We start from the raw sequence: 25,479 nt of genomic DNA, 5'->3' as shown, positions 1-25,479 counted from the left end.
GCCGTCACGCGTCCCCGACGCCATCTAGGAACTCCAGAGGATCGAAATCCTCGGGCTGTTCGTCCAGCCAATCTTCGGCGGCCGCCAGCTCTTCCGACTCATATGTCTCAGGCTTCCAGATCTGGAACGTATCACCCGCCGCAATAAAGAACGCCTCGTTTTCCAGCCCGATCTTGGTGCGCAACTTGGCAGGCAGCACAAGGCGACCCGTCTCATCCACGGTGGTCGGGAAGGACTGACCGTGGAACATGCGCTGCAGCATCTTCCGCTGCATCGAACCACGCGGAAGCGCGCCGATCTTGTGATCGACCTCGTCAATCGCCTGCATGGTATAGCATTCAAGGAATTTGCGGCGGTGATCACCGTAGACGATCACCAGTTCGGGGGTATCACCGGGCTGCCAGTTCGGGTCCGAAGCCTCAAGCACACGGCGAAACGAGGCCGGGATCGATACCCTGCCCTTCGTATCCACCTTGTGGTGGCTTTCACCTCTAAACCTGCGCGCCAAGACGACTGTCCCTTTCGCTTGCGCCCCACCCAAAATTCACGTTCCCCCCGGATGAAAAACGGCGGGTTGATCTGCTGCCACTGATCAACCCGCCGCATTGACCCGCTTTGCGGGATGTCCAGCTGCGCGCGCCACCTGGGGGGATGTCTGCTCGCCCGCGCGCCGGATCTCTTGATTGATGAAAGCGAGATGCCTGTATGAAACCTGTTTTTATTGGTTCGGGGTCGTTTGGCGCCCCATGTGCCTCGTCCTCATCGGATAAATAAGGGATGCCATGGGAATTCATGGAAATCAATAGAAAACTTCAAACCTCTTAAGCAAGGATCACAATATAGCTATCTGGAAATCAATTGAAAACCACCTCTACTGCACCATAATTAGAGTTCTATTGGAAGAGTTTCACCATATATAGCTACAAATTCGCAATTGATGCTACTTCCCATGAATTCCCAAAAATTTTCCAGATTCTTGAAAATTCAATCACCCAGAGGCCAATCTCACAGCTTCCACCGTACGAATCACCTTCTATTTCCGGCCACCTACGCAAATCGCCAAGGCATTCCCAAGTGTCGCCCATGATTTCCCATGCACACCGGAACACTCTTTTAGCGGGGGAAGAGGCGCACCTAAATTAAAAGATGCTCACCTTAGAAACATCGCGCTTAAAGAAGCGGCAATCTTTCTTAACCAATAAAATTCGCAAGATTGCCACCGTGGGCAAGGCACTCGCAAAAACCCCTATTTTTAAGGCCCAAAAGACACCAACGCACCAACACGTTGATATCTATGCAATTGCTGCATAGCAGCATTGACGAGTTCACCTATTGTGCACGTGCAGCATTTCCTTATCTTCATACTCAAGCAAACGCCGAAACACAGCGGCAAAGACAAAACATATCGGGTAACACAGATGGCTGTAGCAACACATCAGACCGCGCTCAAAGGCGCACCGGCAACCGGCCTGGCATCACTGATTGAGGCTGCAAAAACCAGGTTCGTTCGGTACCGGGTCTACCAGCGGACTGTGAATGAACTGTCCGAACTGTCGAACCGAGAGCTGGCCGATCTGGGCCTGCACCGTTCGATGATCCGCCGCGTGGCAATGCAGGCGGCCGAGGAATACGTCGCGCACTAAGCGCGCACTGACATAACCGAGATCAGGTCCTTCCTCCTCCCTTTAGGATCTGTATTTCAGCGGCGATATCTCTCCTCCTCCCTGATATCGCCGCACCTTATACCGGCTTTGAATGCCGGACACTGACACACCGGGTACTTCTCCTCCCTTTCCCGGTGTTGAAAGCGCGCGGCGACGTCTTCCTCCTCCCTGACGTCGCCGCGACCTACACATACCGGGATCAAACCCGGATTCGGATACATCAGGGCTCTTCTCCTCCCTGCCTTGATGTTGAAAGCGCGCGGCGACACCTCTCCTCCTCCCTGGTGTCGCCGCGACTTAAACATACCGGGATCAAACCCGGGTTCGGATACATCGGGGCTCTTCTCCTCCCTGCCCTGATGTTGAAAAGAACGGCGGCTCCCCTCCTCCTCCCTGGGAACCGCCGTTTTTCTTTTTCACAAATGAAACAGGGCGCCGCAGCCATGGCCGGGCACCCCAAAAAAACCGAGCATGTGCCGTCAGGAACATTCCTTTTGATTAAAAGGGTATGTCGTCCTTGGCCGACAGGAACCGCGAGACCACCTTTTTGGTGCCCGCCTTTTCGAAATCCACCTCGACCTTGTCGCCTTCGATGCCGACAACTGCGCCATAGCCGAATTTCTGGTGAAACACGCGCTCGCCCAAAGTGAAACTGGCGACTGCGGTTGCATCAATCACCGTATTGCGGCTTTCGCGTGGCTGAGACATCCCATACTGCCCCTGCCGCGCCTGCATCCGCTTCCAACCGGGCGAGTTATAGACGTTTGCCTCAGCCGCGCGGTTTTCGATACCCGCCGCAGGCTGACCGCCGCCATACAGACCCGGAGGTGTCAGCACCTCAACATGATCTTCGGGCAGTTCGTCGATAAACCGCGACGGCATCGAATTTTGCCACTGGCCGAACACGCGCCGATTTGCGGCGAAGGATATCGTACAAACTTCTTCCGCGCGGGTGATGCCCACATAGGCCAGCCGTCGCTCTTCCTCGAGGCCCTTAAGGCCGGATTCGTCCATAGAGCGCTGCGAGGGGAACAACCCGTCCTCCCACCCTGGCAGGAATACGGCGGGAAACTCCAGCCCTTTGGCTGCGTGCAGGGTCATGATCGAAACCTTGGCTCCGTCCCCCTCCTGCTCGTTATCCATAACAAGGCTGACATGTTCCAGAAACCCTTGCAGGTTCTCGAAATTGTCTAGCTGGTTGACCAGTTCCTTGAGGTTTTCCAGCCGTCCCGGCGCCTCGGGCGTTTTTTCGTTTTGCCAATGCGCGGTATAGCCGGATTCGTCCAGAACGATTTGCGCCAGTTCGATATGCGACACTTCCGGCTCGCCGAACCGCATGGGCGCAGTGCCGTCATCAATCACCGAATCGTCGTCGACTTCGATCCGTGGTCCGCGCGTCATCGCATTCCACCGCGCCAGCCCGTCAATCAACTCGCGCAGCGCCTTGCCACCCTTGCCCTTGATCAATCCATTGTCGACTACAATCCGCGCGCCATCGACCAGTGACACGCCATGCTCGCGCGCTGTCATCTGGATCGTCTGCTGCGCCTTGTCGCCAAGGCCGCGTTTCGGAGTGTTCACAATCCGCTCAAACGCCAGATCATCGCCGGGGCTGACCACCAGCCGGAAATAAGCCATGGCATCGCGGATCTCCATCCGTTCATAGAAACGCGGTCCGCCAATCACCTTGTACGGCAGACCAATGGTCAGGAACCGGTCTTCAAACGCGCGCATCTGATGCGAAGCACGGACCAGAATGGCAATCTCATCCAAATTAAAGGGCCGCGCGCCGCGCGTCCCACCCTGCATCGCGTCGATCTCTTCGCCGATCCAGCGGGCCTCTTCCTCGCCATCCCAGTGGCCGATCAGACGAACTTTTTCGCCCTCTTGTGCGTCGGTCCAAAGTTCCTTGCCCAGACGGTTTTCGTTACCTCGGATCACGTTCGATGCAGCGGCCAGGATATGCGGGGTCGAGCGATAGTTCTGTTCCAACCGCACCACGTAAGCGCCGGGAAAGTCCTTTTCGAACCGCAGGATGTTGCCTACTTCGGCCCCGCGCCAGCCATAGATCGACTGGTCATCATCGCCTACGCAGCAAATGTTCTTATGCGCCCCGGCCAGCAGGCGCAGCCAGAGGTACTGGGCAACGTTGGTATCCTGATACTCGTCCACCAGTATATAGCGGAACCAGCGTTGGTATTGCTCCAGCACATCCTGATGCGTTTGGAAGATCGTGACCATGTGCAACAGCAGGTCGCCGAAATCTACTGCATTCAGTTCACGTAGGCGAATTTGGTACTGGGCATAAAGTTCAATACCTTTGTTGTTAAAGGTACTGGTTTCCGCAGCAGGCACCTTGTCAGGCGTCAAAGCACGGTTTTTCCAATCGTCAATATGTCCGGCCAACATCCGTGGCGGCCAACGTTTTTCGTCGATATTGGAGAGGTGAAGCAATTGTTTGAGCAGGCGAAGTTGGTCGTCTGTATCCAGAATGGTGAAATTCGGCTTCAGACCGGCAAGCTCAGAATGACGACGTAGCAGCTTGACGCAAATCGCGTGGAAAGTACCCATCCATTGCAAACCCCTACTTACGTTCACAGGGTAAGTCTGGACACGCTCCTTCATCTCCTTTGCCGCTCTATTAGTAAATGTCACAGCAAGAATCTGGTCGGATCTAGCACGTCCTGTATGCAGAATCTCAGCGATCCGGGAAATCAATGTCCTCGTTTTACCCGTCCCAGCACCCGCAAGAACTAGTAGAGGTCCGTCAAATTTAGTCGCCGCTTCAAGCTGTGGCTCATTTAGCCACTTTAAATGATCCTTCGGGAGCGCTGCCATCGCGCGTGCCGAAAGCGATGCGCCCTCAAAGGCGTCCATTTCGTCGAAACTGCTCATTCACCCAAACTACGCCGGTTCCGCGACAAGGGAAAGGGTTTGTTCACGGCTTGTTCGCCTAAAAAGCAACAAATCCTTAGCTACAGCTCTGAGCAATTCGAGCTTTTTTGTCTGCTCCTATGCCGGTCTCGTTAACTCACTCTCAAACTCTGGCCCCAATGCTGATGTCAGATTGTGGGAGGACGGGATATGAATTTTACGGCTCGGGGACGGCTTGCCCATCGGGTAAAATGGACGGGGATCACCGTTTTGTTGATAGCGCTTACGTCGGTTGCAGGTTGGGGAGTCTATACTCTTCCCGCACCGGTTGTGGACCGAATGCTAAAAACTGACATAATGAAACAGTCCGAGCTGTGGAAACGCCGCGTCATTCTGCATCTAAACAATCCCGAAACGGCGCTGCAAACCGGCAAGATCGACCCGCATGATGCCGAATTTCTTTCTTCGATGCCCGAAGCCTCGGATGTGTATCGGTTCAAAATGTTCGACACGACTGGGCGCGTTGTGTGGTCAACACGCCCCGAGGAAATCGGGTCCTATGAAACGCGTGCCTTTTTCCGCAGTGGTGTTGCACGCGGAATGACGCATTATATTCAAGAGGCGCTCCCACTGTCCGAGATCGACGGTCTCGACCTGCATTCCGAAAGCACGCATACCGCCATGCAACATCAGGTGGCTGAAGTGTTCGTTCCGATCACAAAAAACGGACGCTTCATCGGTGCGATTGAGTTTTTTACCGATTTCACCGATCTGCGCACAACCTTTATTACCCGGCTGAGAGTTTCACTATCGATCCTGTGCGGCATCGCTTTGTTCGCTTTGGCCAGCGTCTCATTGGTGACATATCGCACAAACCGTCTACAGGTACGCGCGCTGCAACGGCAATCAGCCAAAGAACGCAACCTGATGGACGAACAACTTAGGTTGGCGCGTGAGGTACGCCTGTTAGGCGAATTGAACGAATGGCTACAGTCGAGCCGATCTCTGGATGAGCTGTTTGACATGGTTTCACGGTTTATGACCCACATCCTGCCCGAGGCAGAGGGCAGCGTGTATGTCTACTCCAACTCGCGCGATGTTCTGGATGGCTGCGCCAGCTGGAATGGCGGCACCCACAAGGCGCATATCCACCCCGAAGGGTGCTGGGGTCTGCGCCGCGGACGCACCTATCAATACGGCGCGTCCGAGATCGATTTTGTCTGCGAACACGCCGAACCCCATGATGGCCGCCCCTATTTCTGTTTTCCCATTCTGGCGCATGGCGAAACGGTTGGCCTGCTGCATCTGCGGGCGCATGAAGGCAGCCAAAAAGTGTTTCATGCCAATAGAAAACTAGCCCAACTGTGTGCAGAACAGATCAGCATGGCGATTGCAAACGTGCGAATGCGGGACCAATTGCATGACCAATCGGTCCGTGATCCGCTGACTGGGCTGTTCAATCGTCGGCATATGACCGACACGTTGCGCAAATCCATCAGCCGCAGCCAACAGACAGGCGCGCCGCTGAGTTTGATCGCCGTGGATGTGGATCACTTCAAAAAATTCAACGACACCCACGGTCATGATGCGGGCGACATGGTGCTGCGGGCGGTAGGCTCGGCCCTGGAACAGGGCTGTGACCGAGACGAGGTTGCCTGCCGCATCGGAGGCGAGGAGTTCATGTTGATCCTGCCCGACAACACCCCCGAAGACGCCGTGACACGGGCCGAGAAATTGCGGCAGGCGGTCGAGGCCGTCTCGGTCCGCTATGGTGAGAAATCACTGCCGCGCATCACGATTTCCGTTGGCGTTGCCCATTATCCTGCACACGGCACTATGCCGCAGGATTTGATGCGTGCATCGGATGACGCCCTGTATGTGGCCAAAGACAAAGGGCGAAATCAGGTGCAGGTCGCGAATGGCGCTGATCCGGCACAGGGTAATAAAAGCAAGCCCGAGCCACCGACCAAATCGACAACTCAGGCATCAGCGGCCTGAAAACCTTGCAGAATCACCGTGTAGGTCGGATCAATTCGTATGGACCTGCACAGCTCATTCCCCAGCATTGGCGATCTGAAACGCCACGCACGGCGCAGGGTTCCGCATTTCGTCTGGGAATATCTGGATAGCGGTACAGGGTCTGAGATCACGCTGCACAAAAACAGGGCCGCACTGGATGATGTGGAGTTTTTACCCTCAATCCTGCACGGTCCTATCGAATGTGACACCAGCACACAGTTTTTGGGCCAGGACTTTCCCTTGCCTTTCGGTATTGCGCCGATTGGAATGTCGGGGCTGATCTGGCCGGATGCTGAGAAACTGCTGGCCCTCGCTGGTGCCGAGGCGGGTTTGCCGTATACGTTGTCGACCGTCGCCAGCCAAAGCCCCGAGGACCTGGCCCCTCATCTTGGTCAGAACGCCTGGTTTCAACTTTACCCCCCAAAGGACCCGGACATTCGCGCGGACATGTTGGAACGCATCAAATCCGCAGGGTTTTCAACGCTTGTGCTGACAGTTGATGTCCCAGTTGCTTCGCGGCGCGAACGGCAGGTGCGATCTGGCCTGACCCATCCACCCAGACTGACGCCACGTTTGCTGGCGCAGATCGCCCAACGCCCGACTTGGGCCTTGGGCATGGCGCGACATGGTATGCCGCGGATGAGGACGCTCGACAAATACATCGATGGCGATAGCGCGCTGTCCCCCACGGCGCATATCGGATACCTGCTGCGCACATCGCCGGATATGGATTATGTCAAATGGTTGCGCGATGCATGGGATGGTCCGTTCATTGTGAAAGGTGTGATGCGGGCCGAAGACACGACCCGCCTGAAACAAGCAGGTGTTGATGCCCTCTGGGTCTCGAATCATGGCGGACGGCAGTTCGATGGCGCCCCGGCCAGCATTTGCGCGCTTCCCGCCATACGCGCGGCTACAGACCTGCCGCTGATCTTTGACAGTGGCGTTGAAGGCGGGCTTGATGTTCTGCGAGCTTTGGCGCTTGGGGCGGATTTCGTCATGCTGGGGCGGGGTTTTCTTTATGGCTTGGCGGCCCTTGGGTCACGCGGTCCCACCCATGTCATCGACATTCTGCAGCAGGATATGTTGGCGAATATGGGCCAGATGGGTTTGGCAAAGTTGGATCAACTTACGTCACGTCAACACAGCAATTGATGCTGCAGCGCAGAATTGCTAGTAAGTTTGCGCCACCAAGCGGCGTTTGCGAGCGTTAACATGCCGGTTCTACCCAGAACGACTGATATACGAGCGCGTATTGTCCGCCTATGAATACGGCCAAACCACCAAGACCGGGACCTGATATGACCAACTTCACCAAGATCCTGATCGCCAATCGCGGCGAGATAGCCATTCGCGTGATGCGCGCAGCAAACGAGATGGGCAAACGCACCGTCGCCGTCTTCGCCGAAGAGGACAAGCTGGGCCTTCATCGCTTCAAGGCGGATGAGGCTTATCGCATCGGCGAGGGAATGGGACCCGTCGCAGCGTATCTGTCGATCGACGAGATTATCCGGGTCGCCAAGGAATGCGGTGCGGACGCGATCCACCCGGGCTATGGCCTGCTGTCTGAGAACCCGGATTTTGTAGATGCCTGCGTTCAAAACGGCATCACCTTCATCGGCCCCAAGGCCGAGACCATGCGCGCGTTGGGTGACAAGGCCAGCGCGCGGCGTGTGGCTATCGCGGCTGGTGTCCCGGTGATCCCCGCGACCGAGGTTCTGGGCGATGACATGGATGCGATCCGCAAGGAAGCTGCCGAGATCGGTTATCCGCTGATGCTCAAGGCGTCTTGGGGCGGCGGCGGTCGCGGCATGCGCCCTATCGAATCCGAGGACGAGCTGGAAGAAAAAGTGCTGGAAGGCCGCCGAGAGGCCGAGGCTGCCTTTGGCAACGGCGAAGGGTATCTGGAAAAGATGATCACCCGCGCCCGCCATGTCGAGGTGCAAATTCTCGGCGACAAACATGGCGAGATTTACCACCTCTATGAGCGCGACTGTTCTGTCCAACGTCGGAACCAAAAGGTCGTGGAACGCGCCCCTGCTCCGTATCTGTCCGACGAACAGCGCGCGGAAATCTGTGAATTGGGTCGCAAAATCTGTGCCCACGTGAACTATGAATGCGCCGGCACCGTTGAGTTCCTGATGGATATGGAAACCGGCAAGTTCTACTTCATCGAAGTGAACCCGCGCGTGCAGGTCGAACACACCGTCACCGAAGAAGTCACCGGCATCGACATCGTTCAAGCTCAGATCCTGATCGCCGAGGGTAAAACTCTGGCCGAAGCCACCGGTGCCGCCAGCCAGGCCGATGTGCATCTGAACGGCCACGCGCTGCAAACCCGGATCACCACCGAAGACCCGCAAAACAACTTCATCCCTGATTACGGCCGCATCACCGCCTATCGCTCGGCCACCGGCATGGGTATCCGTCTGGACGGCGGCACGGCCTATGCGGGCGGCGTGATCACGCGGTATTATGACTCGCTGCTGACCAAGGTCACCGCCAAGGCCCCGACGCCTGATGCGGCGATTGCCCGGATGGACCGCGCCCTGCGTGAGTTCCGTATTCGCGGCGTCAGCACCAATATCGACTTTGTCATCAACCTGCTGAAACACCCGACCTTCCTGTCGAATGAATACACCACCAAATTCATCGACACGACGCCCGACCTGTTCACCTTCAAGCGTCGCCGTGACCGGGGCACCAAGGTTCTGACCTATATCGCAGATATCACCGTGAACGGTCACCCCGAAACCGCAGATCGTCCCGCCCCGCGCGCCGATCTGAAAGAAGCCAAGGCGCCCGCGCCCAAGGCCGAGCCGCAAATGGGCACTCGCAATCTGTTGGAGCAAAAAGGCCCGCAGGCTGTGGCCGACTGGATGAAGGCGCAGCGGCAGTTGCTGATCACCGACACCACCATGCGCGATGGGCACCAGTCGCTGCTGGCGACCCGGATGCGCTCGATCGATATGATCAAGGTGGCCCCGACTTATGCGGCCAACCTGCCACAATTGTTCAGCGTCGAATGCTGGGGTGGCGCGACTTTTGACGTGGCCTATCGCTTCTTGCAGGAATGCCCGTGGCAGCGTCTGCGCGACTTGCGTGAGGCGATGCCGAACCTGATGACCCAGATGCTGCTGCGCGGGGCGAACGGCGTTGGCTACACCAACTATCCCGACAACGTGGTGCAGGAATTCGTGCGGCAGGCGTCCAAGAATATCGACGTGTTCCGCGTGTTTGACTCGCTGAACTGGGTCGAGAACATGCGCGTTGCGATGGATGCAGTGGTCGAGAATGGCAAAATCTGCGAAGGCACCGTTTGCTATACCGGTGACATTCTGGACCCGGACCGCTCCAAGTATGACCTGAAATACTATGTCGGCATGGCGAAAGAGCTGCGCGATGCAGGGGCACATGTACTGGGCCTGAAAGATATGGCGGGTCTGCTGAAACCGGCCTCGGCCAAGATTCTGATCCGGGCATTGAAAGAAGAGGTCGGGCTGCCGATCCACTTCCACACGCACGACACCGCTGGCATCGCCAGCGCCACCATTCTGGCCGCCTCCGAGGCCGGTGTGGACGCGGTGGACTGCGCGATGGACAGCTTCAGCGGCAACACCTCGCAGGCAACGCTGGGCACCGTGGTCGAGGCGCTGCGCCATACCGAGCGTGACACCGGGCTGGATATCAAGGCAATCCGAGAGATCAGCGATTACTTCGAAGCCGTGCGCGGCCAGTACGCGGCATTTGAATCCAGCCTTCAGGCCCCAGCCTCCGAGGTCTATCTGCACGAAATGCCTGGTGGCCAGTTCACCAACCTCAAGGCGCAGGCACGCAGCTTGGGTCTGGAGGAACGCTGGCACGAAGTCGCACAGATGTATGCCGACGTGAACCAGATGTTCGGCGACATCGTGAAGGTGACGCCGTCGTCCAAGGTTGTCGGTGATATGGCGCTGATGATGGTCAGTCAGAACATGACACGTGACGACGTGGAAAGCCCGGATACGGACGTGGCCTTCCCCGACTCGGTCGTCGACATGATGCGTGGCAATCTAGGTCAGCCTCCTGGAGGGTTCCCGGACACCATCATCAAGAAGGTGCTGAAGGAAGAGGCCCCCAACACCGACCGCCCAGGCAAAGACGTGCCTGCGGTTGATCTGGAAGCCACCCGCGCCGAGCTGTCCAAGCAGCTGGAAGGCAAAGAGGTCGATGACGAGGATCTGAACGGCTACCTGATGTATCCCAAGGTCTTCCTGGACTACATGGGCCGCCATCGGGTCTATGGTCCGGTTCGCACCCTGCCCACGCGCACGTTCTTCTATGGCATGGAGCCCGGCGAAGAGATCACGGCCGAGATCGACCCGGGCAAGACACTGGAAATCCGCTGTCAGGCCATTGGTGAGACCGACGAAAAAGGCGAAGTCAAAGTCTTCTTCGAACTCAACGGCCAGCCCCGCGTCATCCGGGTGCCGAACCGCATGGTGACCTCGACCACGCAGGCGCGGCCCAAGGCTGAAGCAGGCAACCACGACCATGTCGGCGCGCCGATGCCTGGCGTGGTCGCCACTGTCACTGTGGCTGCCGGTCAACAGGTCAAAGAAGGCGACATGCTGCTGACCATTGAAGCGATGAAGATGGAAACCGGCATCCATGCCGAGCGCGACGCGACGGTCAAAGCCGTTCACGTGCAGCCCGGTGGCCAGATTGACGCAAAGGACCTGCTGGTCGAACTGGAATAACCGGTTTAGCCTCCTAAACTTACAAGGGCCGCGCGGGAACCGGGCGGCCCTTTTTTACGTCGAGGAGGATCAAGATGCTGTCCGTCACCCCAATCTACGCCGCGTTGCTGGCGGTATTGTACGTCGTGCTGAGTGCCAAGGTCATCAGCCAGCGTCGAAGTGATAAGATTTCCTATGGCGATGGCGGGAATACGGCGATGCTCAAGGTGATGCGGACGCATTCCAACTTTGTCGAATACACACCCTTTGCCCTACTGCTGATCGCGATGGTCGAACTGCAAGGCGCAGGTGGTTTATTGCTGAACCTGCTGGGCCTGGCGCTGCTGATCGGACGGGTTTTGCACGCCTATGGATTCGGTCGGAGCCCCCAGATCGTGATTCTGCGCCAGATCGGGATGCTGTTGACCTTCACGGCCATTCTGGTGGCCGCCATCGCAAATCTCGTACTGGCGCTCTGATCCAATTGGCGGGACTTATCCGGCCAATATCTGTGTCTCAATCAGCGGTGCTTTCATGAGGACCGGCTCAACCTCGACCAGTTTGTCCTCATCTTTCGCACAGAACACAGCCGTCAACACGATCAGTGCGGCCAGCAGTGCCATTTTCATATCTGCAACCCGTGTCATTTCCTCTCCTCGAACCCTCTTGTTTTATAATGCTCTGTGGTTTGAACGTGCGGCGGCGGGGTTTCCGTCGAAAGATTTTTCCGCCTTTTTGTCTTTTTCCGCTTGCAGGCCCGCGTGGGAATTTATACATCCCTCCTCACTCAACGGCGCGGGCGTAGCTCAGGGGTAGAGCATAACCTTGCCAAGGTTAGGGTCGGGCGTTCGAATCGCCTCGCCCGCTCCATTGAGAGGTCTTCGGACCATATATGTATCTGATGCGGGCGTAGCTCAGGGGTAGAGCATAACCTTGCCAAGGTTAGGGTCGGGCGTTCGAATCGCCTCGCCCGCTCCAGATACAAACACCGTCCAAACATGCTGGTTCTTCGCAAAGCGTTGCGCCATTCTGGTTGCATTGAGCAACACAGGATTCATCCATGTCTGATTACGTTATCCGCCCTCTTACCGCTGACGAATTACAGCAGGCTGTGGATTGGGCCGGACGGGAGGGATGGAATCCCGGTCATCATGACGCTGTCTGTTTCCACGGCACTGATACTGACGGGTTTCTGGGTGGGTTTCTGGATGGTGAGATGATCGCCTCAATCTCGGTGGTACATTACGACGACACGTTCGCTTTCCTAGGGTTCTACATCGTTCACCCCGAGCATCGTGGCACCGGGCACGGACTGAAACTTTGGAAGCGGGCAATGTCCAACAGCACTGCCCACAATATCGGGCTGGATGGGGTCGTCGATCAGCAGCACAATTATCGCAAATCCGGTTTTGCGTTTGCTTACAACAACTACCGATTCACAGGGACCGTAGCGGATATTCAGCAGGCATTGGCCTCTTCGGCTGGAACCGAAATCCTGACTGCGGTTTCAAATGAGTTGAAAGAGTATGACCGCCAGCTGTTCCCGACACCGCGTGACACCTTCCTGCAGGGCTGGATCAGCGCACCGACCCATGTCTCCCGTGTGTATTCCGAAGTCGGACAGATCAAAGGTTATGCTACAATGCGACCGTGTAGGACGGGCTACAAGGTCGGGCCGCTATTCGCGGACCGCCCAGACATTGCCGAAACCTTGCTGGCCAGCCTGTTGGAAACGTTGCCAGAAGATCAAAGCGCGCAAGACGTCTTTATCGACATACCCCAACCCAACCGGGCCGCCTTTGATTTGGCCGCAAAACTTGGGTTGGAGAAAGTCTTTGAAACGGCGCGAATGTATTCTAGTCACCAACCAGACATCGACCTGAGCCGCATCTTTGGCGTCACGACCTTTGAGCTTGGTTAAAACGCCTTAAACGTCATCGTGGTCAGCGACCGTTCGATATTGGGAATCACCAGCAGGTTTTCATTGATGAAATGGCCTACATCCTCGGTCTCGGGGATGTAGAGCTTTAGCAGCAGGTCAAACTCACCGCTGGTCGAATACAGTTCGGAATGGATTTCGCGCAGGGCGATTTCCTCGGCCACCTTGTAGGTAGAGCCGGGTTTGCAGCGAATCTGGATGAAAACGCAAGTGGACATGGGCTGTGCCTTGTTGGTTCAGTTGCCCGCAGGCTGGCATGGGCCGCGACCGGGTGCAATCCCCTGCAACAGTTTGCGGTGAATGCCACGTGTGGTCTGGATAAGGCGGGCAATCCAAGTCTATAAGCGCGCCTGTAGCAAAAGGAATTCGCCCATGCGCAGCGCAAAGATCAGCCGTCAAACCGCCGAGACCGAAATCTCGGTCGAGGTCAATCTGGACGGCACCGGCACCTATGACAACCAGACCGGCGTCGGCTTCTTCGATCATATGCTGGACCAGTTGGCGCGCCATTCGCTGATTGACATGACAATCAGCGCCAAGGGTGATTATCACATCGACGATCACCACACGGTCGAGGATACCGGCATCGCGCTGGGTCAGGCGTTGACGCAAGCCCTGGGTGACAAAAAGGGTATCCGTCGCTATGGCGAATGCCACCTGCCCATGGATGACGCGCAGGTCCGGTGTGCGCTGGATCTGTCGGGCCGTCCATTCCTGGTCTGGAACGTGGATCTGCCGACCCCGAAAATCGGGACATTCGACACTGAACTGGTGCGCGAGTTCTTTCAGGCGCTCAGCACCCATGGCGGCATCACGTTGCACATCGACCAGTTGCACGGCTTCAACAGCCACCACATTGCTGAGGCCGCGTTCAAGGCCGTCGCCCGCGCCCTGCGTCTGGCGGTTGAGACTGACCCGCGCAAGGCCGATGCGATTCCGTCGACAAAGGGCGCGCTGTAAATGCTCACGGCCATTATCGACTACGAAAGCGGCAACCTGCACTCGGCCGAAAAGGCGTTTCAGCGCATGGCACGTGAAATGGATGCCGGCCAGGTCGTTGTGACCTCAGACGCGGATGTTGTGGCGCGGGCCGACCGTCTGGTCCTGCCCGGAGACGGCGCGTTTCCAGCCTGTGCGTCTGAGCTGCGCGGCCACAAAGGCATCTATGACGCGATGGTTGAGGCGGTTGAACAGAAAGGCCGCCCGTTTCTGGGCATCTGCGTCGGCATGCAGCTGATGGCCTCAAAAGGTCATGAATACACCGAGACCGACGGTCTGGACTGGGTGACCGGTGACGTTCTGCGGATCGAACCCTCGGACGATGCGCTGAAAGTGCCTCATATGGGCTGGAACGATTTGGTGCTGGAAAGCGATCACGCGGTGTTTAGCGGCGTCAAAACGGGTGATCACGTCTATTTCGTCCACTCCTACCATTTTCGAGTGAAAGACCCGGCAGAGCGGCTGGCTTATGTGGATTATGGCCAAGAGGTCACGGCCGTCATTGGCCGCGACACGATGATTGGAATGCAGTTCCACCCCGAGAAAAGCCAGGATGTGGGCCTGCGCATGATCGGGAACTTCCTGAACTGGACCCCTTAAAGGTCACTGAACCCGCGTCCAGGTCTGCCCACGGCAGACCAGACCACCAGCAACACAGCCTTTGACAGTCAGTTCATTCTGACTGTCCAGCGTCATTTTTGAGTTGTAGGTCTTGTCGCGGTCCGGTGCCCAGATTTTTCCGCTGTCGTACTGACCATCCCCCTCGGGCACCATATCCCAGATGATCTGTTTGCCCAGGTTTTCATATTCCAACTGCTGGTTGCCATCACCGTCGAAGGCGCTGTCAATTGTGCCGCAGATCGCACTGCCACATTCCGCAATGGTTACATGCAGATAGCCGCCCGTATCCCCCGGCTGGGTCTTCCACAGCCCATCAACCGGGTCAGCCGCAAAGGCGGTGGTCGCCATGGCGGTAAAACCTGCTGCAAGTAGAAGTTTCTTCATAATGCTCTCCCTGTGTTGCGATCACTCTGGCCCGGCGGCCGGCTTCGGGCAAGAATGACTTTGCGTCGCGTTGCATCCCCTGCCCTGACTGTGCGATATCCCGCGCGACTAACCAAGATATAGGGCCGCCCGACATGATCCTCTACCCCGCCATCGACCTCAAAGACGGCCAGGCCGTGCGCCTGTTGCGCGGTGAAATGGACAAGGCCACCGTGTTCAACGACGATCCTGCCGCGCAGGCCCGTGCCTTTGTCGAGGCCGGGTGCGAGTGGCTGCATCTTGTCGACCTGAATGGCGCTTTTGCGGGTGAACCGGTCAATGCCGCGCCGGTCGAGGCCATTCTGAAGGCCTGCAACGTGCCCGCGCAGTTGGGTGGTGGCATTCGCGACATGGCCACAATCGAAACCTGGATCGAAAAAGGCCTCGCCCGCGTGATTCTGGGAACGGTCGCAGTAGAAAACCCCGATCTGGTGCGCGAGGCGGCAAAGGCATTCCCCGGCAAGGTCGCTGTGGGCATTGACGCGCGGAACGGTATGGTCGCCACCAAGGGTTGGGCCGAAGAGACTGACGTTCAGGTCACCGATCTGGCCCGCAGTTTCGAGGACGCAGGCGTCGCGGCTATCATTTACACCGACATTAACCGCGATGGCGCGATGCAGGGTCCGAATATCGAAGCGACCGCCGATCTGGCCCGCGCCGTATCAATCCCGGTGATTGCCTCGGGCGGTGTCAGTTCGCTGGATGATCTCATCGCCCTGCGCGATTGCGGAGTCGAATTGAACGGGGCGATTTCCGGTCGCGCGCTCTATGACGGAGCCCTCAACCTGAAAGAGGCCCTGGCCACCCTGAGCAACTAGAGCGGGCCCGAATGCGCCAGCAAGAAGTCCAGCTGGCGCATTCCTGATGTTATTGAGCCGCGACCGAAGTCAGCTTGGCCAACGCGCCGCGCATCTTTTCGATGACCGGTGATTTCTCGACGTCGTCAAGCTCATCCATGGTCTCTTTCGGGTCTTCGTAAGCCAGCCAAACCTGACCGTTTTCATCCTCATAGGCTTGAACTTTTAATGGCAGGAACAATCCCGCCCGCGGGTCGATCTGCATCGCGGGCGTTCCCAGCGCCGGGTTGCCGAAGATCAGCACCTGATTGGCCGGGATGCTCAGCCCGACCTTTTCCGCACCAGCCGCGTGATCGACGCGCGCAAATACGGTCGCGCCTGCATTGCCAACGGCGGCTTCTAGTGCGTCCATTACCTCGGGCACGGATTTAGCTGTGTTTACCTTGATGATATCGTCTGCCATCGCTGCGACGGTCCCTCCAAATACAAAAGCGGCTGTCAAAAAAAGTTTACGCATCTCTTTGATCTCCTGATGAATTTGGGCGCAGTGTTCACAGTTTTGAACCAGGTGGCAATCACAAGTCTGGCATCGGCGAGGCTTTGCCGGTACAGGTGCGGCAACAAAGGATGCCGACATGCTGAAAACCCGCATCATTCCCTGTCTGGATGTCGCTGATGGCCGCGTGGTCAAGGGCGTGAATTTCGTTGGCCTGCGTGATGCGGGCGACCCGGTGGAATCGGCCAAAGCCTATGACGCCGCCGGCGCAGACGAGATCTGTTTTCTGGACATCCACGCCACCCATGAAAACCGCGGCACCATGTTTGACGTGGTGCAGCGCACCGCCGAGCAGTGCTTTGTGCCCCTGACCGTAGGTGGCGGCGTGCGTACTAAGGATGACGTGCGCGCCCTGCTGCTGGCTGGTGCGGACAAGGTCAGTTTTAACTCGGCCGCCGTGGCAAACCCGGATGTGATCGCGGAATCAGCCGATCAGTTCGGCAGCCAGTGCATTGTCTGTGCCATCGACGCGAAGACTGTCAGCCCTGGCAAGTGGGAGATTTTTACCCATGGTGGCCGCAAACCCACCGGCATTGACGCGGTGGAATTCGCCAAAACCGTCGTCGCCAAAGGGGCCGGGGAAATCCTGCTGACGTCAATGGACCGCGACGGCACCAAGGCCGGCTTCAACCTGCCCCTGACCCGCGCCATTTCCGACGCGGTGGACGTACCGGTGATCGCCTCGGGCGGTGTTGGCAACCTTGACCACCTGGTCGAAGGTGTGACCGAGGGCGGGGCCAGCGCGGTTCTTGCCGCCTCGATCTTTCATTTCGGCGAATACACCATCCGCGAAGCCAAGGAACACATGGCCGCCGCAGGTATCCCGATGAGGCTGACATGAGTATTCTACACGATCTGGCCGCCACCATTGAGGCCCGCAAAAGCGCTGATCCTGACTCCAGTTGGACCGCCAAGCTATTGGCAAAAGGGCCCGAGAAATGCGCCGAAAAATTCGGAGAAGAGGCCGTGGAGGCCATTATTGAGGCCGTCAAGGACAACAAGGCCGGGCTGACGACCGAAGCCGCAGATGTGCTTTATCACCTGCTGGTCATGCTGGCTTCGCGAGATGTGGCATTGGATGATGTTCTGGCCGAGTTGGAACAGCGACAGGGCACCAGCGGCATCGCCGAAAAAGCCGCACGCCCCAAAGGGTAAGCCGCAGGGTTTCGTCATACCGCCCAACCCTTTATCATCGTGTTTCACGCTTTGCAGATCGAAGGGCACGCAGATGATCAAAGCTTTGGCCTTGGTGCTGGCCCTTCTGACGCTGGGGGCATGCGCGTCCCCTCCCCCTTCGACCGGAGATGAAGTTCAGCGGTTGGCCAGCGAAATACGCAGCCTCGGCCCCGATATCGACCCCGAAGAGGCCGACCGTGCCGCTCGCATTGCCTATTCCTATACGGCGCAATTGGTACAGGAATACGAGATCACCGACCCCCCGCTGATCCACAACGCCAAGGTCAACAAGGGTCTGCGCCCGCGCGGGCTGTGCTGGCATTGGGCCGAAGACATTGAGCGCCGCCTGAAACAGGAAAACTTTCAAACTCTTGACCTGCACCGCGCCATCGCCAACGCCGACAACCCGTTCAGAATTGACCACAGTACGGCCATCATCAGCCGCAGAGGGGAAACGATGTATGACGGAGTGGTGCTGGATCCGTGGCGCTATGGCGGAGTGTTGTTCTGGTCGCCGCTGATCGAAGACACGAAATACGAATGGGTGCCACGCAACGTCGTATTGGAAAAGCGCCGCGTGGAACAATACGGCGAACTTTTGCCCTATACCGGCGGCTAGATTCTGGACGAGATGACGCCAGTGGCAAATCCACCCATACGCAACTCACCAAACAGGCGCTGATATTCGATCTTGGGGCAGCGGTTCATCACCACATCCACCCAGCGCGCCTGCGCTTTGGCGGCGGCATCGGCGTTCTCAACACCGATCTGCATCCAGACTGTGCGCAGGTTCGGGAAGGCATCCAATGCCTCATCCACAATCGGTGGCACAGCTTCGGACCGGCGGAAAATGTCGACCATATCCACGGGCTCAGAAATCTCGGACAACGTCGCCCTGACGGTCTGACCAAACAGCGCCTTGCCTGCGTGGCCCGGATTGACCGGAATGACGGTAAAACCCTTCAACGACAGATATCGGGCCACGTAATAACTGGGGCGTACGGGGTTCATTGAAACGCCTACAACGGCGACCACCTTGGTGCGCTGCAGAATCTCTTTCAGGTGCTTATCGGAATAGTCGGACATTTGCGCACCCTATGCCGTCCTTAACAAAGAAAAAAGCGCCCAGGTCGAACCTGAGCGCCAGTTGTTGGAACGAGGGACAGTGAAATGACCCGCGGCAGTTCCGTTCCGCGGTCACTGTGACATTTAGGCATAAGTTGGGAGAAAAAAAGAGGGGATGCGCATTTTTGTGATGACAGCTCACGAAAAGCGGAAACCCGCCTATTGCTCGTAAAGAATTACCGGCCAATGTGCTTCGGCCATACGGATATATTCCGCCCTGGCTTCGCGCCACATCGCTTCTATTTCGGGTGAGTGGGTCAGATACAGCCGACCGTCCACGACCTGCCATGCCTTGGGATCGGTGCTTACAAGCGACCCCTGCGCCATGGCATAGGCGCAGTATCCACCGAATTGAGGGGCAAAGGCACGTGGGTCACGTTCAAACGCATCGCGGTTCTCAGCAGTTGCAAAGTGCCACTGGGCCCCTTTCCAGACAACGGCGTATTTCGGCTGACCATGAACCGGGGCGTCGCCATTGAAGTACGACACCACGTCATACCCGGACATCGCGGTGCCATCGGTCACGTAGAAGACAGGTATCTCCTGCGCTGTCGCGGCAGGAGTGATTAAAGCGGCGGCAATCGCGCCCAAAAGAAAACGTCGGGTCAACATCACAGAAATCGGAACAAGGTCATCAGGGTCTCAAAATGCAAGTTTTATGACCAAGTGACACCCCACTTAACGGGCTTGTGATCACCTGTGTCGCCCAGGCACCACATCAATCAAAGATGTCTTCGATGACATCCCATGCCTCATCCAACACGCGCGAGAAGACACTCTTTTTCTTTTTCTGCTTCTTTTTCTTGTGGCTGGCAGTCGGCTTTGCCGCGCCGCGCTTTGATTGGCTTTCAGCCAATTTACGCTTGGGCATCATCTTGAGGTTATGCAATGGCGCCCCGCAGCTGGAACAGCTCAGCTCGTGACGGTCCTGACCTTTCAGAACCAGCGCAGCGCGGGTCCCGCAATAACAACATGTGGCGATTTTAGACGGGCTGGGAATGGGGCTCTCCTGACTATCTGTGCCTTGAGGCATATAGGGCAATTGCGGCAGCATTTGAGACGTTGAGTGACCCAAACCCGCCCGCTGCGTCGATTTTCACCAGTTGATCAACGGTTTCCTTGGTTTTTTGCCGCAAGCCCGGCCCCTCGGCCCCCAATACCAACGCGACCGGCTGATCGAGTTTGCCACCTAACGCTGTCTCGATGGTCTCTTCTGCTTCACCATCCAGACCCAGAACCAGAAAGCCCATATTCTGCAGCTCGACAATGGCGTCGGCCAGATTGCGGACCCGCAAATACGGCTGGCGTTCCAACGCGCCGCTAGCAGTTTTGGCCAGCGCCCCGGTTTCAGGTGCCGAATGGTGCCGCGTACCGATCACCGCACTAGCCCCCAGAACCTCAGCCGAGCGCAGAATCGCACCGACGTTATGCGGGTCGGTCACTCGGTCCAGCAGAATCACGCGGGGATGTTCGCGCCCGATGCAATTTTCGGCCAGCCCACCCCAATCCAGCGGTTTAACCTCAAGCGCCGCGCCTTGATGAACGGACCCCGGATCAATCGGCGCGGTGAATTTGCGCGGATCGACCATTTCGGCTTCGATCCCAGCAAAATCAATCGCTTCCGTCAGCTTGTCCTGCGCATTACGTGTCACAATCAATCGCAGTTTTTGCCGGTTCGGGTTCATCAACGCGTCGCGTACAGCGTGCAGGCCAAACAACCAGACAGTTTCGGACGCAGCCGCTTTACGGCCCTGTTCTTTCTCAACGACCCACTTGGGTTTCTTCATTTCTTGGGCCTCCGAGCCGGGAAATCGGTTTCCTGCGTCAAAGCGGTATTTTCCTGTTGACGCTCCTTTAAGGCGCTAGTAATCACGCCTCCACGTCAGGTGCAACGCCTGACAGTGGGCGACAGGCCGCAAGGTGTGGCAGGGGACTGTAACTCCCTCGCGGAGACGCACGCCTGGTTCGATTCCAGGGTCGCCCACCATCTTCTTCTGATGGTGACAAAGTGCAAGGGGCCGTTAATTCGGCAGGCATTCCCATTCGTCTACCACCTGACCACCCCTAACCGCCAATACGATCCCGAACTGGTTCAGCACAGCTTCGCTCTGACATGGGCGGAGCAGGGCGATGTCGCCGGGATTGACGGGCGCATTTGGCGGGCCTGTCCAGACCTCCTGATTGGTTGAACGTCCGAAAATGGAGGAATAGCCAAAACCGTTGGGAAATACCGGTTTAGCGCGGAAATACCCCCCGAAAATCGCAAGATCGGTTTTGCGCCGGGCCAGAAAATCCAATCCCGGCAGCGAATTACCGGGCATGGTTTTCAAAACCGGAGTCGCGATGAAGGCTGCGGGTTGAAATCCCTGTGTCGTTTTGTGGTCGAAATCCGTGGGTTTCACAAGAATCGAGCCAAAGGCGACCTCGGTGGCCTTACCTGTTGCGCGGTAGGACTGAAACGTCAGACTGCCACCGGTGTTCAGGCACAGCCCCTTGGCCTCATTTGGCAGGCCGGAAACGGCGCGATCGAACGCATCCGCGCTGGACTGAACGGCACGTTTGCGCAAGAAACCCGGCAGCTTGGCCAGATGTGCCTCGTACCCCATAACGCCGGACAGCCGCGCATTGGGGGTTGCCTCAATTTCTTGTGCAATGCGCGCAACTTGATCTGGTTGAAAGCCACCGCGATGCAGGCCGATATCGACCTCAAGCGACAGGCGCAGGGCTAGTTGTCGATCTGCTGCAAGGGCCAGATAGGATTGCAACCGTTCCGACGAGTCGATCAGCCATTGAACCCGCGCGGCAGCATCTGGACATTCGCTCAGAACCCGCGCAGCCGAACTGACCGGCAACGGTTTGCCGATCAAATGGTCGGTTTTCGGTTCAGCCTGCAAAAGCGCTAGCAGCATGGGCTCGGAAAACGTCATCAAACCTGAGGTTTGGATCAGGCCTCGAATATGATCCAGCAGTGGCCGACAAGGTAGAGATTTGGCGACCAGCCGGCGATCCAGACCATCATCCGACCCATCCACCGCCAAGGCACAATTTGCGTCGAGCCTGTCCAGATCAACCACCGCGACCGGCTTGTCCACGCCATACGCGCGCAGCGATTCAGAGAGGTTTTGCAGATACTCCGTCATGGTCGAAAAAGCCTAGCAAGCGCGGGCGTTAGGAGCTTGCCGGACGGGTCCAATTGTTCCCGCAGCGCGCAGAAACGGTCGAAATCAGGATACAGAGTGGATAGGTCTGCGTAGCTGAGGTTGTGCATTTTGCCCCAATGCGGTCGTCCGCCAGCTTCGATGAACAGTGGTTCAATGGCGTCAAAGTACCGCTGGTGATCCTCGTCCGCATCTGTGTGTATCGCAATTGAAATGCGCGGCCCGCCCTGAAATGGGGACAGGCAGGCCGAGTCGCCCGCAGTTTGGCGGACCTCAATCGGGAAATAGATATCCTTGTGGTCGCGATGCAGGCGGGTGATGACCTCTTGCAGAACATCTCGGGCGACGTCGGGCGGCAGGTGGTATTCCATCTCTTTGAACCGAATATGCCTGTCACTGCACAGCACTCGCCAGCTTTCGCCCACATAGTCTTCGTCCGACTGCGCCATGGTCAAGAGTTTCAGCAGCATTTTGCGGAGCCCACTGCTGAGCCGACCAGCATTGCGCGCCAGCTTCAGTACCTTGACGGCAATCATGTCCAGATCGCGCGGCGCCTTGCTTTCGGCTGCGTCCGAAATCTCATGACGCAATTCGACGGCCTTGCCGGTGAAAGGAATATAGAAGAACTCGAAATTCCGGTTCTCGGCCCAGTTCTGGTGCATGTTGGCGATGCTGTCTTGCAGATCAGCCAGTCGCACCCGTCGGCGCAGGTTGTATTTCGGCACGACCGAGATTTGGGCCTCGGTCAAAATTCCCAACATACCCACGGTGACTTGCGCCATCTGAAGCGGAATGTCGTCGGTTGTCAGAATATCCCCACCCGCGCTGACAAGTTTTGCGGCGGTGATTTCCGCGGCCAGACAGGGCAGCGAGCGTCCGGTGCCGTGCGTGGCGGTGGATACTGCACCGGCCAAAGACTGTGAGTTGATGTCACCGAGATTGCGAAAGGCCATCCCCTGCCCCGCCAAGGCCGGAGACAAGTCGCGCAGCCGGGCATTTGCATTCAGCCAAACCTTTCCTTCTCCGACTTCTCTGACCACTGGCAAGTCGATATACGACAAGTCCAGTATCCGTTCCGCACCGGCAACGATGGGCGTGAACGAATGACCGGCCCCAACGACCCGCAGCGTGTCTGACTGCGCCACCGCCTGCTGCAACTCGGAAATCGAGGTTGGGCGTGTGATCGGCGTCTGCGCGCGCTGGTTTCCGGCCCAATTGGTCCACATGTGCAATCTCCCCTTGGATCGAAGATTGCAGCACAGGTGAAACGAAACAAGTCAGGATTACAGTGGTTTACCCGACGAGAGGTTAACTCAGGCCGCAGCCGCGCGTTGCGCGTTGACGCGGTCGAACCACGCGGTGATGGCCTCGAGGTTCGGATCAAGCTGCTCGGCCGCGCCACCGGTGAACTCTTGAAACTTGTCTTTGTTCAGACCATTCACGCCGACCAGCACAGGAATATCCTGCGTCAGCGCTTCGGCGATCACTGGGCGAAACCCGCGCCCGTCAGCTTCGTGCTTGCCGAACTTGTTGATGATCAGCAACTGCGGCGAGTCCTCCAGCGAGCTGGTGACATATCCCACAGCCCGTTCCAACGCAGCCGGGTCCAGCCGACAGCCGCGCGAATGCTCACCCAGCGATTGCGAGATGCGAATGGTTTCGCCCTCGGGCAGCACGCGGACATCCATGTCGCATTTGCTGCTGTCGGCGCATTCGGTGTTGGTTTGAACCACGCCGACCAGACGGGCATTGTTGGCCAGAAGATGTTCGGCAACGGCGCTCAGCAGGCGGTCAGTTGCGCCGCGGTCGGTGGTGGTAACATAGGCCAGATACATTGAAAGACCCTCATAGTCCTAAAGTGTGACTTTCCAGATAGCACGCATGACCCTGTCCGGCCACTCCTTGCGTTATGGCAGGGGTGAAAGGCCGATCACAGGCGCGTGCAGGTGAAGCAGAACCACAAATGCGGCCAAGGAAATCAGCGCGATCCCCAAGCCCGGCCAAGGTCGCGGCGCGCGCAGGGAAAACCGCGCTGTATTGCGGGATAAACGCACCCATTCGATCCCCATATCGCGCGCCTTGCGCTGATCGATCAGCGCCATGCCCCACGCCGCAAAACCAGCAAATAGGCCGAAAAGGATGACATGCGACAGGCTGCCATTCGCCAGAAGATGCGCCAAGGCCCACAGCATCATGGCGGCCAGAAGCGGATGACGCGTGATGCGCAGGATACCGGGGTTTTCAGGGTCGAACCGACGGTGGCCCAGCCCGCCAAAAGAGAACGGATTTTGAATTGCCAAACCTGCCACGGCCAGCCAGCACACCACTGGCATAGTCAACAGCGGCACCCAACGTAGGAAGGGAAACGGTGGAATAACTTCAACATAAGGCGCTTGCGCTGCGGCGACGATCAGCCAGCCCAAAACCAAAAGGGACAACACGGAATAGGCCGTAAAATACCCCCTGCGACCCATCACGTCGATCAACCGCCCCCGCACGACGGGCCGGGCGGGGATGGCGTGGGTCAGCAGAAAGGTGATCAGTGCGGCAAGGAAAAGGGCCCAACCCAGCATGGTATTCTCCGTCAATGTTGGCCCCTATTTAGGTCCGTGAGGCGGCATGATCCTTGTCCGAAATCAAGTCGGGTGCGGCGCATGGGGTTTCTGCGCATGTTCTGAGCGTATTGTTTCAACGCTTGCAACCCGACAATGAACAGGCAACCCTGCCCGCGGAGGACACCGATGCACCATTTCGATGAGATCTACACCATGGCTGCCAATCGCCACGACGGACCCGACGCGTTGCAGGCCAAGCTGAGCAAACCCAAAAGCGTGGCCGAGTTGACTGCCTTGCCCGATGATCGTTGGCTGTCGATCGTCACGAAATGCGTCTTTCAGGCCGGGTTCAACTGGAAGGTTATCGAAAACAAATGGGATGGGTTTGAGGCCGCCTTTGATGGTTTTGACGTCGGTCGCTGCGCCTTTATGGATGATGAGAAGTTCGATGCCCTGCTGCAGGACACCCGCATTGTCCGCAACGGCACCAAGATCGCCGCTGTGCGGGACAATGCCGCGTTTCTGCTGGAACTGCGTCAGGAAGGTGGCGTGGGAAAGGTGTTGGGTGGCTGGTCCTCGACCGACTACGTAGGTTTGCTGGCAATGCTGGGCAAGCGCGGGTCGCGTCTGGGCGGGGCCTCGGCGCAATATGCAATGCGGTTTGCTGGGCGCGACAGTTTCATTCTGTCGCGGGACGTCACTGCCCGGTTGATCGCTGAAGGCGTGGTCGACAAAGCCCCCAGCTCCAAGAAGGCAATGGCCGCCGTTCAGGACGCATTCAACACGTGGATGGACCAATCCGGGCGGTCGTTGACGGAAATCAGCCGGGTTTTGGCGATGAGCCTGTAAAACCGG

The 25,479-nt window shown here is 57.6% G+C and carries 27 protein-coding genes and 3 tRNA genes; 16 read left to right on the top strand and 14 right to left on the bottom strand.

Annotated elements, in window-relative coordinates:
- Nucleotides 1–4 precede the first annotated feature (4 nt).
- A complete protein-coding gene (gene mraZ, locus AB1A64_RS11460; RefSeq protein WP_366551521.1) occupies nucleotides 5–508 on the bottom strand; it encodes a division/cell wall cluster transcriptional repressor MraZ in 504 nt (167 codons plus the stop codon).
- Between the two features lie 910 nt (nucleotides 509–1,418).
- Here mraZ and AB1A64_RS11455 point away from each other — a divergent pair.
- On the top strand, nucleotides 1,419–1,643 hold the full coding sequence (locus AB1A64_RS11455; protein ID WP_366551520.1) for a DUF1127 domain-containing protein: 225 nt from the start codon (nucleotides 1,419–1,421) through the stop codon (nucleotides 1,641–1,643).
- Nucleotides 1,644–2,162: 519 nt separating this feature from the next.
- On the opposite strand, the gene AB1A64_RS11450 is transcribed toward AB1A64_RS11455, so the two are convergent.
- Nucleotides 2,163–4,559 (bottom strand): UvrD-helicase domain-containing protein, encoded by a 2,397-nt coding sequence (locus tag AB1A64_RS11450; RefSeq protein WP_366551519.1) that lies wholly within the window; start codon nucleotides 4,557–4,559, stop codon nucleotides 2,163–2,165.
- Between the two features lie 189 nt (nucleotides 4,560–4,748).
- Here AB1A64_RS11450 and AB1A64_RS11445 point away from each other — a divergent pair, with 189 nt between their 5' ends.
- The 4 genes from AB1A64_RS11445 to AB1A64_RS11430 all read left to right on the top strand — a co-directional run bounded on the left by AB1A64_RS11445 (nucleotide 4,749) and on the right by AB1A64_RS11430 (nucleotide 11,754).
- Nucleotides 4,749–6,536: a diguanylate cyclase gene (locus tag AB1A64_RS11445; protein ID WP_366551518.1), complete on the top strand. Its 1,788-nt coding sequence runs from the start codon at nucleotides 4,749–4,751 to the stop codon at nucleotides 6,534–6,536.
- Between the two features lie 39 nt (nucleotides 6,537–6,575).
- Nucleotides 6,576–7,712, top strand: a complete 1,137-nt coding sequence (locus AB1A64_RS11440; RefSeq protein ID WP_366551517.1) for an alpha-hydroxy acid oxidase — start codon at nucleotides 6,576–6,578, stop codon at nucleotides 7,710–7,712.
- 146 nt (nucleotides 7,713–7,858) lie between these two features.
- Nucleotides 7,859–11,296, top strand: a complete 3,438-nt coding sequence (locus AB1A64_RS11435; RefSeq protein WP_366551516.1) for a pyruvate carboxylase — start codon at nucleotides 7,859–7,861, stop codon at nucleotides 11,294–11,296.
- Nucleotides 11,297–11,370: 74 nt separating this feature from the next.
- A complete protein-coding gene (locus tag AB1A64_RS11430) occupies nucleotides 11,371–11,754 on the top strand; it encodes an MAPEG family protein (protein ID WP_366551515.1) in 384 nt (127 codons plus the stop codon).
- Between the two features lie 15 nt (nucleotides 11,755–11,769).
- Here AB1A64_RS11430 and AB1A64_RS11425 read toward each other — a convergent pair whose 3' ends face one another.
- Nucleotides 11,770–11,922, bottom strand: coding sequence for a hypothetical protein (locus AB1A64_RS11425; RefSeq protein ID WP_366551514.1), 153 nt, complete (start codon nucleotides 11,920–11,922; stop codon nucleotides 11,770–11,772).
- Between the two features lie 148 nt (nucleotides 11,923–12,070).
- On the opposite strand from AB1A64_RS11425, the gene AB1A64_RS11420 reads away from it, so the two are divergent.
- The 3 genes from AB1A64_RS11420 to AB1A64_RS11410 all read left to right on the top strand — a co-directional run bounded on the left by AB1A64_RS11420 (nucleotide 12,071) and on the right by AB1A64_RS11410 (nucleotide 13,196).
- Nucleotides 12,071–12,145 (top strand) — tRNA-Gly (locus tag AB1A64_RS11420).
- A 33-nt stretch (nucleotides 12,146–12,178) separates the two neighbouring features.
- Nucleotides 12,179–12,253: transfer RNA gene (locus AB1A64_RS11415), tRNA-Gly, on the top strand.
- A gap of 82 nt (nucleotides 12,254–12,335) precedes the next feature.
- A complete protein-coding gene (locus AB1A64_RS11410; RefSeq protein ID WP_366551513.1) occupies nucleotides 12,336–13,196 on the top strand; it encodes a GNAT family N-acetyltransferase in 861 nt (286 codons plus the stop codon).
- Here the strand turns inward: AB1A64_RS11410 and AB1A64_RS11405 are convergent.
- Nucleotides 13,193–13,432 carry an Lrp/AsnC ligand binding domain-containing protein gene (locus tag AB1A64_RS11405; protein WP_058280212.1) on the bottom strand — a complete coding sequence of 80 codons (240 nt, stop codon included), beginning with the start codon at nucleotides 13,430–13,432 and terminating at the stop codon, nucleotides 13,193–13,195. The two genes, AB1A64_RS11410 and AB1A64_RS11405, sit on opposite strands and share 4 nt — an antisense overlap.
- A gap of 154 nt (nucleotides 13,433–13,586) precedes the next feature.
- Between AB1A64_RS11405 and hisB the strand changes: the two genes are divergently transcribed.
- Both hisB and hisH read left to right on the top strand, forming a co-directional pair.
- Nucleotides 13,587–14,174: an imidazoleglycerol-phosphate dehydratase HisB gene (hisB, locus tag AB1A64_RS11400; protein ID WP_366551512.1), complete on the top strand. Its 588-nt coding sequence runs from the start codon at nucleotides 13,587–13,589 to the stop codon at nucleotides 14,172–14,174.
- Nucleotides 14,175–14,813: an imidazole glycerol phosphate synthase subunit HisH gene (hisH, locus tag AB1A64_RS11395; protein WP_366551511.1), complete on the top strand. Its 639-nt coding sequence runs from the start codon at nucleotides 14,175–14,177 to the stop codon at nucleotides 14,811–14,813.
- A gap of 3 nt (nucleotides 14,814–14,816) precedes the next feature.
- On the opposite strand, the gene AB1A64_RS11390 is transcribed toward hisH, so the two are convergent.
- Complete coding sequence (locus tag AB1A64_RS11390; protein WP_366551510.1) at nucleotides 14,817–15,218, bottom strand: DUF2147 domain-containing protein; 402 nt, start codon at nucleotides 15,216–15,218, stop codon at nucleotides 14,817–14,819.
- Nucleotides 15,219–15,352: 134 nt separating this feature from the next.
- On the opposite strand from AB1A64_RS11390, the gene hisA reads away from it, so the two are divergent.
- Nucleotides 15,353–16,075, top strand: a complete 723-nt coding sequence (hisA, locus tag AB1A64_RS11385) for a 1-(5-phosphoribosyl)-5-[(5-phosphoribosylamino)methylideneamino]imidazole-4-carboxamide isomerase (protein ID WP_170516466.1) — start codon at nucleotides 15,353–15,355, stop codon at nucleotides 16,073–16,075.
- A 49-nt stretch (nucleotides 16,076–16,124) separates the two neighbouring features.
- Here hisA and AB1A64_RS11380 read toward each other — a convergent pair whose 3' ends face one another.
- Nucleotides 16,125–16,571, bottom strand: a complete 447-nt coding sequence (locus AB1A64_RS11380; protein ID WP_254429466.1) for a DUF302 domain-containing protein — start codon at nucleotides 16,569–16,571, stop codon at nucleotides 16,125–16,127.
- Nucleotides 16,572–16,689: 118 nt separating this feature from the next.
- On the opposite strand from AB1A64_RS11380, the gene hisF reads away from it, so the two are divergent.
- From hisF to AB1A64_RS11365, 3 genes are all read left to right on the top strand, one after another.
- Nucleotides 16,690–17,451, top strand: a complete 762-nt coding sequence (gene hisF / locus AB1A64_RS11375) for an imidazole glycerol phosphate synthase subunit HisF (RefSeq protein WP_117872606.1) — start codon at nucleotides 16,690–16,692, stop codon at nucleotides 17,449–17,451.
- On the top strand, nucleotides 17,448–17,765 hold the full coding sequence (locus AB1A64_RS11370) for a phosphoribosyl-ATP diphosphatase (protein WP_366551509.1): 318 nt from the start codon (nucleotides 17,448–17,450) through the stop codon (nucleotides 17,763–17,765). Before hisF ends, AB1A64_RS11370 begins: the two co-directional genes overlap by 4 nt.
- 73 nt (nucleotides 17,766–17,838) lie before the next feature.
- Nucleotides 17,839–18,405: a hypothetical protein gene (locus tag AB1A64_RS11365; protein ID WP_366551508.1), complete on the top strand. Its 567-nt coding sequence runs from the start codon at nucleotides 17,839–17,841 to the stop codon at nucleotides 18,403–18,405.
- Here AB1A64_RS11365 and AB1A64_RS11360 read toward each other — a convergent pair.
- The 4 genes from AB1A64_RS11360 to rlmB all read right to left on the bottom strand — a co-directional run bounded on the left by AB1A64_RS11360 (nucleotide 18,402) and on the right by rlmB (nucleotide 20,698).
- Nucleotides 18,402–18,872: a CoA-binding protein gene (locus tag AB1A64_RS11360; protein ID WP_366551507.1), complete on the bottom strand. Its 471-nt coding sequence runs from the start codon at nucleotides 18,870–18,872 to the stop codon at nucleotides 18,402–18,404. The two genes, AB1A64_RS11365 and AB1A64_RS11360, sit on opposite strands and share 4 nt — an antisense overlap.
- Nucleotides 18,873–19,070: 198 nt before the next feature.
- On the bottom strand, nucleotides 19,071–19,523 hold the full coding sequence (locus tag AB1A64_RS11355; RefSeq protein WP_366551506.1) for a YHS domain-containing (seleno)protein: 453 nt from the start codon (nucleotides 19,521–19,523) through the stop codon (nucleotides 19,071–19,073).
- Between the two features lie 106 nt (nucleotides 19,524–19,629).
- Entirely contained in the window at nucleotides 19,630–19,800 is a 171-nt protein-coding gene (locus tag AB1A64_RS11350) for a hypothetical protein (protein WP_366551505.1), read from the bottom strand.
- 124 nt (nucleotides 19,801–19,924) lie between these two features.
- Entirely contained in the window at nucleotides 19,925–20,698 is a 774-nt protein-coding gene (gene rlmB, locus AB1A64_RS11345) for a 23S rRNA (guanosine(2251)-2'-O)-methyltransferase RlmB (protein WP_366551504.1), read from the bottom strand.
- A gap of 116 nt (nucleotides 20,699–20,814) precedes the next feature.
- Here rlmB and AB1A64_RS11340 point away from each other — a divergent pair.
- Nucleotides 20,815–20,898: transfer RNA gene (locus AB1A64_RS11340), tRNA-Tyr, on the top strand.
- A 34-nt stretch (nucleotides 20,899–20,932) separates the two neighbouring features.
- Here the strand turns inward: AB1A64_RS11340 and AB1A64_RS11335 are convergent.
- The 4 genes from AB1A64_RS11335 to AB1A64_RS11320 form a co-directional block, all read right to left on the bottom strand.
- A complete protein-coding gene (locus AB1A64_RS11335) occupies nucleotides 20,933–22,051 on the bottom strand; it encodes an alanine racemase (protein WP_366551503.1) in 1,119 nt (372 codons plus the stop codon).
- Entirely contained in the window at nucleotides 22,048–23,295 is a 1,248-nt protein-coding gene (locus AB1A64_RS11330) for a D-arabinono-1,4-lactone oxidase (RefSeq protein WP_366551502.1), read from the bottom strand. Before AB1A64_RS11330 ends, AB1A64_RS11335 begins: the two co-directional genes overlap by 4 nt.
- Nucleotides 23,296–23,382: 87 nt before the next feature.
- Nucleotides 23,383–23,904: a DUF2478 domain-containing protein gene (locus AB1A64_RS11325; RefSeq protein ID WP_366551501.1), complete on the bottom strand. Its 522-nt coding sequence runs from the start codon at nucleotides 23,902–23,904 to the stop codon at nucleotides 23,383–23,385.
- Nucleotides 23,905–23,976: 72 nt separating this feature from the next.
- The gene (locus AB1A64_RS11320) at nucleotides 23,977–24,642 is read right to left on the bottom strand and encodes an NnrU family protein (RefSeq protein WP_366551500.1); all 666 of its coding nucleotides are present in this window, start codon (nucleotides 24,640–24,642) and stop codon (nucleotides 23,977–23,979) included.
- A 168-nt stretch (nucleotides 24,643–24,810) separates the two neighbouring features.
- Between AB1A64_RS11320 and AB1A64_RS11315 the strand changes: the two genes are divergently transcribed.
- Nucleotides 24,811–25,473 carry a DNA-3-methyladenine glycosylase I gene (locus tag AB1A64_RS11315; protein WP_366551499.1) on the top strand — a complete coding sequence of 221 codons (663 nt, stop codon included), beginning with the start codon at nucleotides 24,811–24,813 and terminating at the stop codon, nucleotides 25,471–25,473.
- The last annotated feature ends 6 nt before the right edge of the window (nucleotides 25,474–25,479 follow it).

This window comes from Ruegeria sp. ANG10, from assembly GCF_040705255.1.
GTDB lineage: Bacteria > Pseudomonadota > Alphaproteobacteria > Rhodobacterales > Rhodobacteraceae > Ruegeria.
This window is presented reverse-complemented; position numbering and strand designations above follow the sequence as displayed.

Coding starts and splice junctions, on each gene's coding strand:
- AB1A64_RS11455 (WP_366551520.1), top strand. CDS start 1,419: ATGGCTGTAGCAACACATCAGACCGCGCTCAAAGGCGCACCGGCAACC.
- AB1A64_RS11450 (WP_366551519.1), bottom strand. CDS start 4,559: ATGAGCAGTTTCGACGAAATGGACGCCTTTGAGGGCGCATCGCTTTCG.
- AB1A64_RS11445 (WP_366551518.1), top strand. CDS start 4,749: ATGAATTTTACGGCTCGGGGACGGCTTGCCCATCGGGTAAAATGGACG.
- AB1A64_RS11440 (WP_366551517.1), top strand. CDS start 6,576: ATGGACCTGCACAGCTCATTCCCCAGCATTGGCGATCTGAAACGCCAC.
- AB1A64_RS11435 (WP_366551516.1), top strand. CDS start 7,859: ATGACCAACTTCACCAAGATCCTGATCGCCAATCGCGGCGAGATAGCC.
- AB1A64_RS11430 (WP_366551515.1), top strand. CDS start 11,371: ATGCTGTCCGTCACCCCAATCTACGCCGCGTTGCTGGCGGTATTGTAC.
- AB1A64_RS11425 (WP_366551514.1), bottom strand. CDS start 11,922: ATGACACGGGTTGCAGATATGAAAATGGCACTGCTGGCCGCACTGATC.
- AB1A64_RS11410 (WP_366551513.1), top strand. CDS start 12,336: ATGTCTGATTACGTTATCCGCCCTCTTACCGCTGACGAATTACAGCAG.
- AB1A64_RS11405 (WP_058280212.1), bottom strand. CDS start 13,432: ATGTCCACTTGCGTTTTCATCCAGATTCGCTGCAAACCCGGCTCTACC.
- hisB (WP_366551512.1), top strand. CDS start 13,587: ATGCGCAGCGCAAAGATCAGCCGTCAAACCGCCGAGACCGAAATCTCG.
- hisH (WP_366551511.1), top strand. CDS start 14,175: ATGCTCACGGCCATTATCGACTACGAAAGCGGCAACCTGCACTCGGCC.
- AB1A64_RS11390 (WP_366551510.1), bottom strand. CDS start 15,218: ATGAAGAAACTTCTACTTGCAGCAGGTTTTACCGCCATGGCGACCACC.
- hisA (WP_170516466.1), top strand. CDS start 15,353: ATGATCCTCTACCCCGCCATCGACCTCAAAGACGGCCAGGCCGTGCGC.
- AB1A64_RS11380 (WP_254429466.1), bottom strand. CDS start 16,571: ATGCGTAAACTTTTTTTGACAGCCGCTTTTGTATTTGGAGGGACCGTC.
- hisF (WP_117872606.1), top strand. CDS start 16,690: ATGCTGAAAACCCGCATCATTCCCTGTCTGGATGTCGCTGATGGCCGC.
- AB1A64_RS11370 (WP_366551509.1), top strand. CDS start 17,448: ATGAGTATTCTACACGATCTGGCCGCCACCATTGAGGCCCGCAAAAGC.
- AB1A64_RS11365 (WP_366551508.1), top strand. CDS start 17,839: ATGATCAAAGCTTTGGCCTTGGTGCTGGCCCTTCTGACGCTGGGGGCA.
- AB1A64_RS11360 (WP_366551507.1), bottom strand. CDS start 18,872: ATGTCCGACTATTCCGATAAGCACCTGAAAGAGATTCTGCAGCGCACC.
- AB1A64_RS11355 (WP_366551506.1), bottom strand. CDS start 19,523: ATGTTGACCCGACGTTTTCTTTTGGGCGCGATTGCCGCCGCTTTAATC.
- rlmB (WP_366551504.1), bottom strand. CDS start 20,698: ATGAAGAAACCCAAGTGGGTCGTTGAGAAAGAACAGGGCCGTAAAGCG.
- AB1A64_RS11335 (WP_366551503.1), bottom strand. CDS start 22,051: ATGACGGAGTATCTGCAAAACCTCTCTGAATCGCTGCGCGCGTATGGC.
- AB1A64_RS11330 (WP_366551502.1), bottom strand. CDS start 23,295: ATGTGGACCAATTGGGCCGGAAACCAGCGCGCGCAGACGCCGATCACA.
- AB1A64_RS11325 (WP_366551501.1), bottom strand. CDS start 23,904: ATGTATCTGGCCTATGTTACCACCACCGACCGCGGCGCAACTGACCGC.
- AB1A64_RS11320 (WP_366551500.1), bottom strand. CDS start 24,642: ATGCTGGGTTGGGCCCTTTTCCTTGCCGCACTGATCACCTTTCTGCTG.
- AB1A64_RS11315 (WP_366551499.1), top strand. CDS start 24,811: ATGCACCATTTCGATGAGATCTACACCATGGCTGCCAATCGCCACGAC.